The sequence below is a fragment of the Kitasatospora sp. Xyl93 genome (assembly GCF_055383135.1).
Genome location: NZ_AP029185.1, coordinates 8,651,903 through 8,667,717 on the forward strand (window position 1 = coordinate 8,651,903; position 15,815 = coordinate 8,667,717).

Here is a 15,815-nt window from a genome sequence, read left to right on the forward strand (position 1 = left end):
TTTAGTAGGGCCCGTCTCCTTGATGAGCGGACAAGTAGCAGTGTTCCCCATCTGCGCTGATCATCGTCTTCGATGGCGAACGCACCGGCCCGCGCCTGCCGCGTCCAGTGGTCATCGATGCGGTTTCGGCCGCAGATTCGAGTGTCGGGGTGATGGCGTGGGCGAGTTGGACGCGGGAGTGGACGTCGAGTTTGCGGTAGACGCGGGTGAGGGTGGCCTCGACGGTTTTGACGCTGACGGTCAGGGCGGAGGCGATGTCGCGGTTGCTGGCGCCGGCGGCGGCGAGGCGGGCGCAGCGTTCTTCGGCACCGGTGAGTCGGGGGCGGGCGCCGGCGTCCGCGGAGCCGGGCTCCAGGCGGTGGAGGGCGTGGGCGGCGGCTTCGGCCCAGGGGTGGGCTCCGTGGGTGGTGAAGAGGTCGGCAGCCTTCTGTGCGGCGGTGCGGGCGCTGGCACGGCGGCGGGCGCGGCGTTCGGTGTGGCTGAGGGCCAGCAGGGTGCGGCCGCGTTCGATCGGGAGGTCGCGGAGGCGCTCGGCGGCGTCGGTGAGGCGGCGGGCGGCTGTGCCGTGGTCGCCGCGGGCGGCGTCCAGCAGGGCCCGGGCGCGCTCCAGGGCGGGCAGGACGGAGGTCCGGCCGAGCTCGGTGGCGGTGCGGTGGGTGTCGGCGAGCAGGTCGTCGGCCTCGTCGTGGCGGCCGACGGCGAGGAGGGCCTCGGCCAGGTCGGCGTGCCAGCGCAGGACGGACGGGTCGCGGACCTGCTGCCGCTCCTCCAGGGCGCGGACCTCCTCCAGCGCCTCCAGGGCCTCCTTCGGGCGGTCGGCGGTCAGCAGCAGGTGCCCGAGGGTGAACAGGTTGCGGGAGAGGAAGACCTTGTTGCCCTCGTGCCGGGAGGCGTCGATGCCCCGGCGGGCGTGGGCCAGGGCGGCGCCGGTGTCCCGGGCGGCGCCCTCGACGAGGGCTGAGGTGTAGCAGGCCGGCGCGGGTGACAGGGCCGTACGGTCGGTCAGGGTCTGGGCGCGGTGGGCGTAGTCGAGGGCCTTGGCGCAGCGTCCGGTGCGCAGTTCGGTCTCGGCGAGGCTGCGCAGGAGGTCGACGGTGGCTTCGGTGTCCCCGGTCCGTTGGGCTTGAACGAGCAGGGGCAGCAGGGTGGTGCGGGCTTGTTCGGGGCGGTCGTCGAAGAGGGCGTGGCGGGCGGCGAGGTGTTCGGGGGTGGTGTTGACGGTGACGGGTGCGGTGCGTGGCAGGGACAGGGCGCGCTCCAGGGTGGCTTCGGCTCCGGGGTGGCCGAGGATGCGCTGGATGCGGGCCTGCATGGTGAGGGCCAGGGCGGCGGTGGTGGTGTCGTCGGCTGTGCGGGCGAGGTCGGCGGACTGTTCGGCCAGGGTGGCGGTCCGGTGAGGGTCGCCTTCGTTGACGTTGGCCCAGACGGCTTGGCGGAGCAGGACTTGTGCGGTCAGGCCCGGTCGGCCGGCGGCTTCGTGGACGGCGGCGGCGAACAGTTCGTCCGCGCTGTGCAGGCGTTGTCCGCTGGCGTCGAGCAGGGTCAGGAGGGCGTTGACGCGTTGGGCGGGGCTGGTGTCGTGTTCGAGGACGAGGCGGGTGGCGGCTCGGGCGCGGGGGAGGTCGCCGCAGTGCGAGGCGTCCCGCACCGCGGTCAGGGCCCGTTCGGTGAGCAGGCCGGTGTCCTCGCGCGGGGTGTGCTGGGCGGCGAGGAGGGCGAGTTCGGCGGCCAGCGGGTGTTCGCCGCGCAGCCGGGCGTGGCCGGCGGCGCGGGCGGCCTCGCGCGCGGTGTGCCGGGCGGTGCGGGGGTCGGTGGTGTCGGCGGCCAAGGCGGTGTGGCGGTCGCGGCGGGAGGGGTCGTGGCTGGCCTGGGCCAGGCGGGCGTGCAGACGGCGGCGTGCGGGGTCGGTGAGCCTGGTGGTGAGTTCGGTGCCGATCGCTGAGGCGGTGAAGCGCACCGGCCCGTCGCCGTGTCGAGGGTCGATCAGTGCGGCTGTCTCGGCCTGGGCCAGGAGGTGGTCGGCGGCCGGACCGGCGAGGCGGGCCAGCAGGTCGCGGTCGGGGCGGTCGTCGAGCGCGGCGAGCGTCAGCAGTTCCCGCACGTCGTGGGACACGGTTTCGAGCCATTCGCCGAGCAGTCGGCGGGCCGCCGGGGGCAGGGGTGGATCGTCCAGGGCGCTGCGGTCGCAGGCCTCGGCGAGTGCCAGCGCCAGGGCCGGGTTGCCGCCGCTGCGGGCGTGGAGCCGGACGACCGTGTCCGGATCGGGCCGGTGGGGGGAGAGGAGGGAGGCGACCTGGCCGAGTGTCAGGGGCGGGACGCGCACCACCTGTGCGTCCTCGCCGCACCAGTGGCCGCCGGCCTCCGGCCGCCAGGTGCGCTCGGTGGCGATGACGGGCAGCTCCGGGGCCTGCCGCAGGGCCCAGCCCAGCACGGCGGTACTGGCCTCATCCAGCCACTGGGTGTTGTCCACCACCAGCGTCACCGGCGGCGCCTCCCGCAGCACCGTGGCGGTCAGCCGGCGCAGCCGCAGGGCCGGACCGGTGCCCGCGGGGGAGTCCGGCGGGCCGACAGCCTCGTCCAGGGCCGCCGCGAGCTCCCGCGCGGTCGGCAACGGCTGCAGGGCCAGGGCGAGTTCGAGCAGCCCGGCGTAGGGGACCGGGGCGTCCTGCGGGCCGGGGGCCAGTCGCAGGACGGGGCGGCCCCGCCGGCGCGCCAGCGCGCCGGCGGCGGTGGTCTTGCCGATGCCGGGCGGCCCGAACAGCACCACCCGGCGGATGGCGCGCAGGTCGTCCGGCGCCATGGGCAGCACGGCGCCACCCGTTTCCCGACCCCCAGTGAACCACGTCGCGGTGTCTTGCATCGGGCCATCGTGCGGCCACGGTGCCGCCGCGGTCCAGGACAAGGGGTTCCCCTGATTTCGGCCGCTCCCAGCCTTCCCTAGCCTCATCGCCACAGTCGAGCTGTTCTCCGGCTGCCGGACGCCCCCACCCATGACGTCCCGCGGCCCTCTCCCCCCAACCCCAGCTCGGCGGGAGGAATGTCATGTCCCGTAAGAACGCGCTGGCGGCCGCTGTCGCGGCGGCCCTCACCCTGGGCACCATGACCGTGGTGGCCGCCCAGTCCACGGCGGCCCCCAGCGGCTCCGCCGCCCGACCCGGCGCCCGAGCCCAGGCGATGAGCGCCGACGCGCGGGCCGAGGCGATACGCACCGCCGACCGGGAGGCCGACACCGTCGCGAAGTCACTCGGCTTCGGCGCGGACGAGCGCCTGACGGCGAAGGACGTGCTGGTCGACACCGACGGCACCCGGCACGTGCGCTACGACCGCACCTACCGCGGCCTGCCCGTGATCGGCGGCGACCTGGTCGTCCACTACGACAAGAACGGCAAGGCCACCGGCTCCGACCAGGCCCACCAGGGCGCGATCAAGGTCGCGGGCACCACGCCGAAGCTCAGCGCCTCCGACGCCTCGGCCGCGGCCGTCAAGCACGCCAAGCACGTCAAGAACGCCAAGTCCGAGACCGCGGACGGCAGCACCCTGGTGGTGTACGCGGCCGGCAAGGTCCCGGTCCTGGCCTACCGCTCCACCGTCACCGGCGACGGCGAAAGCGGCCCCGCCTCGCGCGAGGCCGTGATCGTCGACGCCGCCAGCGGCGCGCCGCTGGACCAGTACGAGCTGCACCAGGGCGCCACCGGCACCGGCAACGGCACCACCGTCGGCCAGGTCTCCATCGAGACCACCCAGACCGCCTCCGGCTACACCCTCACCGACGCCGCACACGGCGGCACCATCGTCTACGACGCCTACAACAGCCCGCAGTCCAACCCCAGGCAGAACGCCCGCCCCTTCTCCAAGACCACCAACACCTGGGGCAACGGCACCGCCTCCAGCCGCGAGAGCGCCGCCGTGGACGCCTCCTACGGCCTGGCGAAGACCTGGGACTACTACAAGAGCGCCTTCAACCGCTCCGGCATCCGCAACGACGGCCGCGGCGCCCCCGCCTACGTGCACGTCGACAACCAGCTGGTCAACGCGTTCTACGACGACAACTGCTTCTGCATGTACTTCGGCGACGGCTCCTCGCAGAACCAGAACACCCCCGTCACCGCCGTCGACGTGGCCGGCCACGAGATGAGCCACGGCGTCACCGCCGCCACTGCCAACCTCACCTACTCCGGCGAGTCCGGCGGCCTCAACGAGGCCACCAGCGACATCTTCGGCACCATGGTCGAGTTCTACGCCAACAACGCCAACGACCCCGGCGACTACTTCATCGGCGAGAAGCTCAACATGCCCAGCGGCGCACTGCGCCGGATGGACAACCCCGCCTCCGACGGCAACAGCCTCGGCTGCTGGAACTCCGGCGCCGGCCAGGTGGACGTGCACTACTCCTCCGGCATCGGCAACCACTTCTTCTACCTGGCGGCTGAGGGCACCGGCGCCAAGACCATCGGCGGACGCGCGCACAACGGCACCACCTGCAACAACGACACCTTCACCGGCATAGGCCGCGACAAGGCCGCCGCCGTCTGGTACCGCGCGCTGACCACCTACATGACCTCCACCACCAACTACGCCTCGGCCCGCACCGCCACCCTGAACGCCGCCGCCGACCTGTACGGCACCAACTCCCAGGAGCGGTACCTGATCTCCAAGGCGTGGGCCGCCGTCAGCGTCGGCACCGCGCTGCCCGACCCCGGCAACGGCACCCCGACCCCGACCCCCACCCCGACCCCCACCTCCTCGCCCACCGGCAACCCCAACCCCGGCAACGCCCTGACCAACGGCGGCTTCGAACAGGGCACCGCCGGCTGGAGCCAGAGCGCCGACGACATCACCAACTCCACCGTGCAGAGCGCGCACGGCGGCTCCTGGTACGCCGCGATGATGGGCTACGGCAGCCCCGCCACCGAGTCCCTCTCCCAGTCGAACATCGCCGTCCCCTCCAGCGGCAGCCCCAAGCTCACCTTCTGGCTGAAGGTCTCCACCCAGGAGTCCGGCTACGCCGTCTACGACACCCTCAAGGTCAACGTCAACGGCACCACCCTGGCCACCTACTCCAACGCCGACGCCTCGGCCGGGTACGTCCAGAAGAGCGTCGACCTGTCCGCCTACCGCGGCCAGAGCGTGAAGCTGGAGTTCGCCGGCGCCGAGGACCAGTACCTGACGACCATCTTCCTCGTCGACGACGTCGCCATCGGCTGACACCCTCCCTGTACTCCCGTGGCCGGCCCCCGCTGTGGGGCGGCGCCGGCCACGGGACTGCCGCCTCCAAGTGGGGTAGCGAACGCGGCAGCCTGCGGCCGACCCGTGGGGCGGGTCGGCCGCAGCGGCCACCACAGCCCACACCCCACGGGCCCGGGGCCGCAGACCCGCACCTCCCCGCCGGACCCCCACCCCCGGACCCACCCCCGAACCCGCCGCCGAAACCCGGCTGCGCACCAGCGCCGGGCTCCACCACGCACCAGCAGCCGACACCCGGCCGCTGCGCGCGATCCGGCAGGTCCCCACCGGACCTGCACCGGCTGGAGCCCGGTGCTCCCCTGCGGGGCGACTCACACGGAACGAACGGACGGACAGGCAGACGTCATGCGTACAACCGATGCTCCGCGGCACGACGAACCCGACAACGCCCTCGTCTCCCACCTCCTCTCCCGCCGCCGCGTGCCGGTCCTCAGCGGCGCCGCCGGCCCAGTGGTCCTGGGCGCGGAGCCGCTGGGGCGGTTCCGCGCCCCGGCCACCGGCCGCCGCCGGTCACCCCCGGACCGGCGGCGGCCCACCCGCCCGAACTGCCGTCACCACCCCCCGGGAGCCCCGATGCCGCAGCACGGGCCGCTGTACCGCCTGACCCTGACCGCGACCGCCTCCGACCCGCACCAGCGCGTCGCCTGCGTCGGCCCCGCCCGCCAGGTGGTCCGCTCCGTCGCCACCGGCTGGGGTCTGGACGGCGCCGTGCTGGACGACCTGGTGGCCGTCGCCTCCGAACTGCTCGCCAACGCCGCCGGCCACGCGGGCCCGGCCCGGCTGACCGCGCTGCTGCGCCTGGCCGCGGCTGGTGACCGGGTGCGGTTCGAGGTCGAGGACCAGGGCGCCGCCCTGCCCCGGATCGTGGCCGGCCTCGGCGACGACCAGGCCGTCACCGGCCGCGGCCTGCTGATGGTTCAGGCCCTGGCCGAAGAGTGGGGGAGCGTCCCGACCGGCACCGGCAAGGGCGTCTGGGCCGAGCTCGTCCTGCCCGTTCCGTTGGACCCGCCCGCCATCGCGACCCAGGCCCGCCAGGCCGCCGCCCGCAGCGACTACATGCGGGCCGCGGCCATGGGCACCGCCCTCCGCCGGATCCCGATCGTGCCCACGGCCCGCCGCGCTCGTTGAACCCGCCGAGCGCCTCCACCGGGGCGCGCCGCTGCGCCTGCTCCACACCGCCCGGCACGAACACCCCCCCACGGCGCCTGGCGGACGTGTCCGGCAGCTGTCCGACCCGCACCGACGTGTGGCGCTGGGAGGCCGAGTACCGGGGCTACACCCCGGGGCCCTACTACCTGCCGCACCTGGGCGCCGTGCTGGAGCTGGACGAGGGCCCGGCCCTCGCCGGCGCCCGTCAGCTCCGGTGCCGGAGGGTTTGGGGGGACGGATCGGGGTCAGAAGAGGACCGGCGGGCGAGAGCACGGGTCCGGACGGTGGACATCCCCCCCTTCACCGTCCGGGCCCGCGTGGCCGACCGGCCGTCCTGCTCGTCCTGGCCGCCGCGCGTCCGGCCGGCTGCCGTCCCGGCGCCGAGCTCGCCGCCGTTCGCATCCTGGCCGGTGGCGGCCCACCCGCTGTGCTCGACCCGGCTGCCGTCCGGTTCCGCTTGTTGCCGTCCGGCCGCTGTTCCGGGTGGAGGCCGAAGGCGCCGCTGCTCGCCGTCCCGTCCGGTTTTCTCCATGCGCCTGGGGCCCGACGCGTGGGTCACGGAGACGGCCCGGGGAGTGTTGGAGCCGTCGTTCGTGGGCGACCCTGGTTACTCTACGTCGGCAGAGTGACTGCCCGATGACACTCGGTGGTGGAGGGACTCACGATGGTGGAGAAGTTCATCGAACGGCCGGCGCCGGAATCCGTGCGCCTGATCGACTTTGACCAGGCGAAGGTCGTCCCGGGCATCGTCCCGGAGACCTTCATCCTGGTCGTCAGCGGGGAGAAGCCCTGGGAGAACATGACGGTCCGCCTGGTCCCGCTGGTCTACATCAGACAACCGGAGTACTGGGGCATCGAGGTGACCGGCTCACTGACCGGCATCGGCCTGCCCGCCACCGCCCGGTACACGGAGTCCCTGCCGCTGGACGGCATCAAGGGGACCAGGGGGATCGAGGTGATCGGGGCGTTCAAGCGGGAGACGATCGCTCTGCCGTAGTCCTCCTGAACACCGGGACGGCCCGCCGGGTTCCGGAACCCGGCGGGCCGTCCCACGTCCGGTGCCGGTCAGTCCGGCGGGGGCGGGCCAGGGGGCCTCCTGGGCAGGCGGGCCGCGAGCAGCACGCCGAGGGCGACCGCGCCCGCCGCGGCCGCCGGCCGCCCCGCGCCGCCCCGTGCTGCGCTCCGCACCGGGCCTGCCTGTCCCGCCTGTCCCGCCGGTGGCGCCGCACGGACAGTCGGGGCGGGCGTGGGATCGGCGCCCCTGCAGGGCGGCGCAGGGTGCTTGGTTGAGAACTTACGGATCACGTGAGAAGTAGTGGGGATTCCTGCAATCTGGATGAGAGCCCTGTATGCGCCGGTCGGGCCGGGGGTGGCTGGCGCCCGGTCGGGCAGTCGGCCACGCCGTCTTGGCGAGCCTTCGGCAGCGCCGACGTCGGCCAGGAGAGCGCCTTCGCCACCGCGGCCACCGTCCGCGCCGAGTGGCAGCGCGTCCACGACCACACCGCCACCCGCCGCGTACGAGCCCGCCGAACGGCGGGCGGGGACGCGATCCCGGTGCCGCACCGAGCAGGGGCGACCCCGCAGGTGCGGGCGCAAAGCGCCGGGTTCGGACACCGTGGCATGATCGCGGGGTGTCTCCCGTGATCGTCTCCGAGTACCTACCGTCCGCTGAGCTTGCCGCTCTCCTCGACCTCTTGGCCGGTGCGCGGGTCGGCCGGGGAGGGGCGGTGGTCGTGCGCGGCGAGGCAGGCATCGGCAAGACGACGTTGCTACGGCACGCCACTGACGGCCTGTCGGGCGCGAGGCTGCTGTGGGTGAACGGGGCGGAGTTCGAAGCCGACTTCGCGTACGCCGCGGTGCACCAGTTGACCCGCCCCCTGCATGACCGGACCGCGCGGCTGCCCGCCCCGCAGCGCGATGATCTGGCGGTGGCACTGGGGCTGGCGGAGGGCAACGCGCCGAGCCGTTTCGCCGTCGGCCTCGCCCTGCGGGGGCTGCTGTCGGACGCCGCCGGCGAGCAGCCGGTGGTCTGCGTCGTGGACGACGCGCAGTGGTTGGACCGGGCGTCGGCGCAGGTACTGGCGTTCGTGGCCCGGCGGGTGGCGGAGGAGTCCGTGGCGTTCGTCTTCGGTGTGCGGGACCCGCACGTCGTCGCGGAGTTGGACGAGCTGCCGGCGTTGACGGTGCCCCGGTTGCCGGACCAGGCGGCGCGCCGGCTGCTGGCGTCGAGCCTGCCGGGGCCGTTGGACGAGCAGGTGCGGGAGCGGATCCTCGCGGAGGCGCGCGGCAACCCGTTGGCACTACTCGAGTTGCCGCGCCGACTGGGGCCCGCCGCACTGGCCGGCGGCTTCGGGTTGCCGACGCCGGTCTCCCCGGCCAACCGGATCGAGCAGAGCTACCAGCAGCGCGTGTCCCTGCTCTCCGGTGACACGAGGACGTTGCTCCTGCTCGCGGCCGCCGAGCCACTGGGGGACCCGGGGCTGCTGTGGCAGGCGGCGGACATGCTGGGAGTGGGTCCCGAGGCCGGGCCAGAAGCCGAGGCGAGCGAACTCATCGAGCTGGGCGGCCAGGCGAGGTTCCGGCACCCGCTGGTGCGGTCGGCGGTGTACACGGCGGCGTCGCCGGCGGAGCGCCGCCGCGTCCACGGCGCGCTCGCCGACGTGACCGACCCGCTGTCGGCCCCCGACCGCCGGTCCTGGCACCGCGCGCAGTCCCTCTCGCGCCCCGACGAGGAGGTGGCGACCGACCTGCTGCGCGGCGCGGAACGGGCGAGGCGCCGGGGCGGGGCCGCAGCCGAGGCGGCGTTCCTGGAGCAGGCCGCGAGCCTGACGGCCGAGCCGCGGCTGCGCGCCGCCCGCAGTCTGGCCGCGGCGCGGGCTGCGCTGGAGGCGGGCTCGTTCGAGAGCGCGGTGACGCTGGTCGAAGCGGCGCAGAGCGGCCCGATCGATGACGCCGGCCGGGTGGAGGCCGAACTGCTGCGCGCCCGGGCGGCGTTCTTCGGCGACGGCGCGGCGGACGCCGTCGGCCACCTCATCAGATCCGCCGCCCTCGATCCCGGGCGGGCGCGGACCCACCTGCTGGACGCCCTGCAGGCCGGCCTGGTCGTCGGCCGGTCCTCGCCCGCCGCGCGCGACGCCCTCAAGGCGGCACGCCGGGCACCCGCCCCGGTGGGCGAACCCTCCACCGCAGACGAGCTGCTGGACGCACTGGTCGCCTACCTCGACGGCGAGTCGGCCGCGGTGCCCAGGCTGCTCGAACTGCTGTCGCAGGTCACCGATCCGCTGTGGACGGGCCGGCTGTCGCTCGCCGCGCTGCTGGCCATCGAGCTGTGGGACGTCGCGCTGGAGGAACGGCTCGCCACCCGGGCCGTGGAGGCGGCGCGGGCCGGCGGGGCGCTGATGGTCCTCCCGGTCGGGCTGTGGATGCAGGCGATGGCCGCCGCGCAGCGCGGTGACCTGCCCGCGGCGGCGGCGCTGAACAGCGAGGCCGACGGCATAGCCGAGGTGACCGGCGTTCCGCCGCACTGGTACGGCAGGCTGTTCGCGGCCGCGGTGCGCGGCGTGGCGACCGAGGCTCGGCCACTGTTCGAGCGGGTGCTGGCCGAGTCGCACGCCCGCCGCAAGGGCATGCTGACGGCGACCGTCCACGCGGCGGCGGCGTTGTACGCCAACGGGGCCGCCGACCACCGCGCGGCCCTGGCCTCGGCCCGACTGGCCCTGACGGACGGCGACCTGGGAACGTCCAGCCTCGCCCTGCCGGAGCTCGTCGAGGCGGCTGTCCGGTGCGGCGAGGAGGACAGCGCCCGGGAGGCGTTCGCTCGGCTGTCGCGACACACCACGGCCGCAGGCACCGACTGGGCGCTGGGCGTGCGCGCCGCGCTCGCCGCCCTGCTGTCACCGGAGCCGGAGGAACTCCACGTCGAGGCGGTCGCCCGGCTGGACGCCGCAGGCCTGCGGCTATGGCACGGGCGGGCGCTGCTGCACCAGGGCGCGTGGCTGCGCCGCGACGGCCGCCGCGCCGATGCCCGGGAAGTGCTGCGCACCGCTCACCACCTGTTCGCCGCGATGGGCGCGGAAGGCTTCGCCGAGCGGGCCCGGGTGGAGCTGGCCGCCGCCGGTGAACAGGCCAAGCCCGTCGCGCTCGGCACGGTGCAGTCGTTGACCGGTCAGGAGCTCAACATCGCGCGGCTGGTGGCGACCGGTGCGACCTCCCGGGAGGTCGCCGATCGGCTGTTCCTGAGCCCGCGCACCATCGACGCCCATCTGCGCAGCGTGTTCCGCAAGCTTGACATCACCTCGCGTCGCCAGCTCGCCGACGTGCTCGGCCGCGAGGCCCGGTAGCCGCGGCGCCGATTAGGTGATCGCCTAGGCGACTTCCACCGATGAGGGCGTGGGGCGGCCGGACCAGACTCGGGGGCATGAAGAACACGCCCTCGGGCGTCGACCGGGCCGCCCCGGTCGTCGCCCGCCGTGAGCTGGCGATCAGGGCCCCGGCCACCGCCGTCTGGGAGCTGCTGACGTACGTGCCCGGCTGGCCCACCTGGCAGCCGGACATCGCTGAGGCCCGCGCCTTGACCCCGCTGATCCCTGGCGCGGTGTTCCACTGGCGCACCGGCGGCCTGGACCTCACCTCCACCGCGTACGCGGTGGACGCACCCCGGCTGATCCGCTGGGGCGGCCTGTCGCAGGGGATCACCGCCGTCCACGAGTGGACGCTCACGCCTTCGGCCAGGGCGACGTTCGCCGTCACCGAGGAGTCCTGGGACGGCGAGCCCGTGCGGGCCGACGCCGCCGCCATCACCCGGGCCCTGGACCGGTCCCTCGCCCAGTGGCTGCTGCACCTGAAGTCCGCCGCCGAGCGCGCCGCGCGCTGACACCGAGCGCCCCGGGGCCACCCCCGGGCACCTCGGCACACACGCCGAACGCCGCCCGCGCCACTGCCCTTCCCCCTCTTTCCCACCGCTTTCCCGGGAGTCCCCGTGCCCCGACCGCCACGCGGCGCCATCCTCGCGGTGCTGGCCGCCGCCCAGTTCACCGTCATGCTCGCCACCTCCATCGTGAACGTCGCACTGCCGCAGATCCGCGCCGGCGTCGGCCTCTCGGACTCCGCCACCACCTGGGTGGTCAACGCCTACGGCCTGGCGTTCGGCGCGCTGCTGCTGGCCGGTGGGCGGGCCGCCGACCTGCTGGGCCGCCGCCGCGTCCTGCTCGCCGGTCTGGGCGTCTTCGGCTCCGCCTCCGCCGCGGCCGCGCTCGCGGCCTCGCCGGGCGTCCTGATCGCGGTGCGCGCCGTCCAGGGAGCCGGTGCGGCGGCCGTCGCACCGGCCGCTCTCGCCCTCGCCCTGGGCCTGCACCCGCCCGGACCGGCGCGCAGCCGGGCGCTCGCGGTCTGGGGCGCGGTGTCCGGCGCGGGCGGTGCGGCCGGGGTGGTGCTCGGCGGAGTGCTGACCCGGGCGTGGGGCTGGCCGTGGATCTTCCATGCGGTGGCGATCGGGAGCTTCGCCGTGCTGACGGCGACCGCGGCGTGCGTCCCCGCCGCGGCCCGGACCGAACGGGCCCGCTTCGACCTGATCGGAACGGCCGTCAGCGCCCTCGCCCTGACCGCCCTGGTCTGGGGCGTGGCCTCGGCTCGCCGCGCCGGCTGGACCGACCCCGCCGTGCTCGCCGCCTTCGCCGCAGCCGCCGTACTGGTGGTGGCGTTCCTGCGGATCGAACGGTCCGCCGCGGTGCCGCTGGTACCGCCCCGACTGTTCGCCGCCCGCGAGGTGGCAGTGGGGAACCTGCTGACGGCGCTGTTCGGCTCGGTGTGGATCGCGTTGTTCTTCTTCCTGCCGCTCTACCAGCAGCAGGTCCTCGGCGAGGACCCGCTCACCACCGGCCTCGGACAACTCCCGCTGGCGGCGGCGAACATGCTCGGTGCGTCTCTCGCCCCCGCTCTCGTCCGCAGGGTCGGCAGCCGGACAGCGCTCCTCGCGGCGCTGCTGACCGAGGCCACCGGGATGCTCTGGCTGTCCCGCATCGGCGCGCACGGGAGCTTCTTCACCGACGTCCTCGGCCCGAGCGCCCTGGTCGGACTCGGCCTGAGCGTCGCCTTCGTGCAACTCACCGGCCTGTCCGTGGCAGCGGTCTCACCGGCCCGGACGCGGGACTGGCGGGCGGCCTGGTCAACACCACCCGTCAGGTCGGCGGCGCCGTCGGCCTCGCCGTCCTGGCCACCGTTGCCGGCACCGTCACCTCGCACGCCGCCGGCCACCAACCTCCCCTGGAGGCGCTGACGGCCGGGTACCGCACCGCCTTCGCCCTCGGCGCCGCGATCCTGGCCGGCACCGCCGCCCTCGCCGCCCTGCTGGTGCGCCGCACGCCCGCCGACGGGCCGGCCCACGCTCCCGCCCCGCAGCCCGCCGCCTCCGGCCGGCCCTGACCACCGACACCCTTCTTCTCCGCTGTTCCTCCGCACCCTCCACCGAAAGGAATCACCGTGCTCACCATCGACGAGACCGCACCCGTCGTCGTCCGCCTGTCCACCGAGATCGACGCCCCGCTGGAGCGGGTGTGGGCCCTGCACACCGACATCGGCGACTGGCCGGTGTGGAACACCGACATCGACCAGGCACGGCTGGACGGCCCGCTCACCGAGGGCGCCACGTTCACCTGGCGCACCCACGGGATGGAGATCACCTCCACCATCCACGAGCTGGTGCCCGGCGCCCGGATCGTCTGGGGCGGCCCGGCCCACGGCATCGACGGCGTCCACGTGTGGACCTTCGAGCAGGCCGGCGACAGGGTGCTCGTCCGCACCGAGGAGTCGTGGAGCGGCGCGCCCGTGGAGGCCGCCGTCGACGAACTCGGCACCGCTCTGCGCAGCTCGCTGGAGAGCTGGCTCAGCATCCTGAAGAACCGTGCCGAGTTGCGTGCCTGACGCATCGCCAGTCGAACCCCCTTCCCTTCGAGAGCCCCGAGGAGCGCACCATGACCCCCAAGCCCTACTTGACCGGCCACTACACCCCCGTCGCCGACGAGATCACCGCCACCGAGCTGACCGTGGAGGGCGTCCTGCCGCCCGAGCTGACCGGCCGGCTGGTCCGCAACAGCCACAACCCCAAGCCCGGCGTCACCCCCACCCACTGGTTCAAGGGCAGCGGCATGGTCCACGGCATCCGCCTGCGCGAGGGCCGCGCCGAGTGGTACCGCAACCGCTGGGTGCACACCCCCGCCCTCGACGGCGCCCCCTACCTGACCGAGCACGGTCCCGACCTGACCGCCTCCACCGCCGGCACCCATGTCATCGAACACGGCGGCCGCCTGCTCGCCCTCTGCGAGGCCAACCTCCCCTTCGAACTCACCCGGGACCTCGACACCGTCGGCCCGTTCGACTTCGACGGCAAGCTGCACAGCGCGATGACCGCGCACCCCAAAAGCGACCCGGTCACCGGCGAGCTGCACTTCTTCGGCTCCTCACCCTTCCCGCCCTACCTCACCTACTACGTCGCCGACCGGGACGGGCACATCACCCACAGCGCCGAAGTCCCCGGCGCCACAGCCTCGTTGAAGCACGACTTCGCCATCACCCGCCACCACGTGGTCTTCGTCGAGGGCACCGTCACGTTCGACCCCACCGAGCACTCCGGCATCCCCTACTCCTGGCAGGACACGCAGCCCGCCCGGATCGGCGTCCTGCCGCGCGGCCCGCAGGGCGCCGCCGCGATCCGCTGGTTCCCGATCGAACCCGGCAGCATGCTCCACGTCGCCAACGCCTACGAGGACGCCCAGGGCCGCATCGTGCTCGAGGGCCCCACCGTCGACCGCAAGGGTTTCCAGCTCTCCTGGAACTGGTGGGTCGGCGCGCCCGGCCGCGGCACCGAGCCCAACACCCGCTCCTTCAACCGCCGCTGGACCATCGACCTCGTCGGTGCCCGCGTCGACGAGCGGGTCGTCGACGACCTCGCCATCGAGTTCCCCACCCTCAACGAGGACTTCGTCGGCGTGGAGAACCGCTACCAGTACGCCATCTCCTTCCCCGACCAGCACGGCCTCGGCGGCTACGGCGTCGTCAAGTACGACCGCACCACCGGCGAGCGCCGCACCCACCAGGCGGGCGACGCGCGGCTGCCCAGCGAGGCGGTGTTCGTCCCCGCGGCCGGCGGCACCCGGGAGGACGACGGCTACCTCCTCACCGTCGTCTCCGACCTGAAGCAGGACGCCTCCCAGCTGCTCATCCTCGATGCCGCCGCCCTCGACCCGATCGCCACCGTCCACCTGCCGCGCCGCGTCACCGCCGGCATCCACGGCTCCTGGATCCCCGACACCACCCTCTGACCCCACCCGGGCGATCCCCCGGAAGCGTCCGCCGCCCCCGGGGAACCACCGGTCCTCCCCACCGAAAGAGCACTGCCATGCGCACACCCGCCGCCGCCGTCACCACCGCGATCGCCGCCGCCCTCATCCTCAGCACCTCCACCACCGCCTCCTCCGCCGAGGCCGCACCGTCCACGGCTGCGGACGTCCACGACCACCGGGCGGCGGCGAAGAACCCGAAGGCCATGCTCGACGCCTGGCTGCGCGTGTGGAACGGCGACTACACCCAGGCCCCCGCGATCATCTCGCCGGACTTCACCGTGCACGCCGCCATGCTGGACGGCGGCGACGGCAGCGGCATCCGCGGCGCCGACGGCCTGGTCAACTGGATCGCCCAGACCCGCGCCGCCTTCCCCGACCTGCGCTTCTCCGTCCAGGTCGACCCGCTGGTCGCCGGCCGCCACGCCTTCCTGCGCTGGACCGCCACCGGCACCTACGCCGGCGGCTTCCCCGGCGCCAAGGCCCGCCCCGGCACGACCGTCACCTTCACCGGCACCGACACCCTGCGCATCAACAACGGCAAGTTCGTCGAGTACTGGCTCAACTCCGACACCCTCCAGCTCCTCACCCAGCTCCAGGCGCTGTAGGGCACCGTGCGGCGGCCCCGCCGCCCCGACCGGCCACCGCGGCCGGCCGGAGCGGCGGGGCCGCCGCACGCTGACACCACCCACACCGCACCCACCCCCGCGGATGTGAGGCAGCTCACGGAAAGCCGGGCCCAGGAGCAGACAGCTGATGAAAGTTACTCCTTGACGGCTACCACGCCGCCGCTGCGCTTCACCCGGTAGTCACCGGCCGCGGCTGCCGCCTGCCCGTCCTGGTGCCGGCGTCGCCGCCGTCCATCGCCCTGCACGCGTGGTGCCCACCCGCTGGGCTGTGCTCCACCCGGCTGCCGTTCGGCTGCGTCCCGGCCAGCGGAGGCCGAAGGCGCCGCTGCTCGCCGTCCCGTCCGGCTGTCCTCCCGGCTGTGCCGGTCCCCTCGGCGTCGGCGCCGTGGTGGTGACGTTCGACGAAGGCCCGCTGCCCTCCTCGCTCGCCGCTGTCCCGGTCCTCGGGGTCTGCTCGTCG

10 protein-coding genes are annotated in these 15,815 nt (G+C 74.4%); 9 read left to right on the forward strand and 1 reads right to left on the reverse strand.

From position 1 onward, the window contains the following. Position 1 precedes the first annotated feature (1 nt). A complete protein-coding gene (locus ACZ5GH_RS37655) occupies positions 2-2,800 on the reverse strand; it encodes a helix-turn-helix transcriptional regulator (RefSeq protein WP_464336653.1) in 2,799 nt (932 codons plus the stop codon). Between the two features lie 242 nt (positions 2,801-3,042). Here ACZ5GH_RS37655 and ACZ5GH_RS37660 point away from each other — a divergent pair, with 242 nt between their 5' ends. The 9 genes from ACZ5GH_RS37660 to ACZ5GH_RS37700 all read left to right on the forward strand — a co-directional run bounded on the left by ACZ5GH_RS37660 (position 3,043) and on the right by ACZ5GH_RS37700 (position 15,334). Next, entirely contained in the window at positions 3,043-5,205 is a 2,163-nt protein-coding gene (locus ACZ5GH_RS37660) for a M4 family metallopeptidase (RefSeq protein ID WP_464336654.1), read from the forward strand. Positions 5,206-5,589: 384 nt separating this feature from the next. Then, the gene (locus ACZ5GH_RS37665) at positions 5,590-6,372 is read left to right on the forward strand and encodes an ATP-binding protein (protein ID WP_464336655.1); all 783 of its coding nucleotides are present in this window, start codon (positions 5,590-5,592) and stop codon (positions 6,370-6,372) included. 685 nt (positions 6,373-7,057) lie between these two features. Next, positions 7,058-7,390: a hypothetical protein gene (locus tag ACZ5GH_RS37670; protein WP_464336656.1), complete on the forward strand. Its 333-nt coding sequence runs from the start codon at positions 7,058-7,060 to the stop codon at positions 7,388-7,390. Positions 7,391-8,024: 634 nt separating this feature from the next. Further along, positions 8,025-10,733 carry an AAA family ATPase gene (locus ACZ5GH_RS37675; RefSeq protein WP_464336657.1) on the forward strand — a complete coding sequence of 903 codons (2,709 nt, stop codon included), beginning with the start codon at positions 8,025-8,027 and terminating at the stop codon, positions 10,731-10,733. A gap of 77 nt (positions 10,734-10,810) precedes the next feature. After that, on the forward strand, positions 10,811-11,266 hold the full coding sequence (locus ACZ5GH_RS37680; RefSeq protein WP_387760670.1) for an SRPBCC family protein: 456 nt from the start codon (positions 10,811-10,813) through the stop codon (positions 11,264-11,266). Between the two features lie 105 nt (positions 11,267-11,371). Then, positions 11,372-12,667: an MFS transporter gene (locus tag ACZ5GH_RS37685; RefSeq protein ID WP_464336658.1), complete on the forward strand. Its 1,296-nt coding sequence runs from the start codon at positions 11,372-11,374 to the stop codon at positions 12,665-12,667. A 203-nt stretch (positions 12,668-12,870) separates the two neighbouring features. Continuing rightward, positions 12,871-13,311, forward strand: a complete 441-nt coding sequence (locus ACZ5GH_RS37690; protein ID WP_387760668.1) for an SRPBCC family protein — start codon at positions 12,871-12,873, stop codon at positions 13,309-13,311. A gap of 50 nt (positions 13,312-13,361) precedes the next feature. Next, positions 13,362-14,708: a carotenoid oxygenase family protein gene (locus tag ACZ5GH_RS37695; RefSeq protein ID WP_464336659.1), complete on the forward strand. Its 1,347-nt coding sequence runs from the start codon at positions 13,362-13,364 to the stop codon at positions 14,706-14,708. 77 nt (positions 14,709-14,785) lie between these two features. Next, positions 14,786-15,334 (forward strand): ester cyclase, encoded by a 549-nt coding sequence (locus ACZ5GH_RS37700; protein WP_387760666.1) that lies wholly within the window; start codon positions 14,786-14,788, stop codon positions 15,332-15,334. The last annotated feature ends 481 nt before the right edge of the window (positions 15,335-15,815 follow it).

What these genes read in the sequence shown, in the direction of transcription:
- ACZ5GH_RS37680 (WP_387760670.1), top strand. Translation starts at nt 10,811, where the DNA reads ATGAAGAACACGCCCTCGGGCGTCGACCGGGCCGCCCCGGTCGTCGCC.
- ACZ5GH_RS37665 (WP_464336655.1), top strand. Translation starts at nt 5,590, where the DNA reads ATGCGTACAACCGATGCTCCGCGGCACGACGAACCCGACAACGCCCTC.
- ACZ5GH_RS37660 (WP_464336654.1), top strand. Translation starts at nt 3,043, where the DNA reads ATGTCCCGTAAGAACGCGCTGGCGGCCGCTGTCGCGGCGGCCCTCACC.
- ACZ5GH_RS37700 (WP_387760666.1), top strand. Translation starts at nt 14,786, where the DNA reads ATGCGCACACCCGCCGCCGCCGTCACCACCGCGATCGCCGCCGCCCTC.
- ACZ5GH_RS37695 (WP_464336659.1), top strand. Translation starts at nt 13,362, where the DNA reads ATGACCCCCAAGCCCTACTTGACCGGCCACTACACCCCCGTCGCCGAC.
- ACZ5GH_RS37670 (WP_464336656.1), top strand. Translation starts at nt 7,058, where the DNA reads ATGGTGGAGAAGTTCATCGAACGGCCGGCGCCGGAATCCGTGCGCCTG.
- ACZ5GH_RS37655 (WP_464336653.1), bottom strand. Translation starts at nt 2,800, where the DNA reads ATGGCGCCGGACGACCTGCGCGCCATCCGCCGGGTGGTGCTGTTCGGG.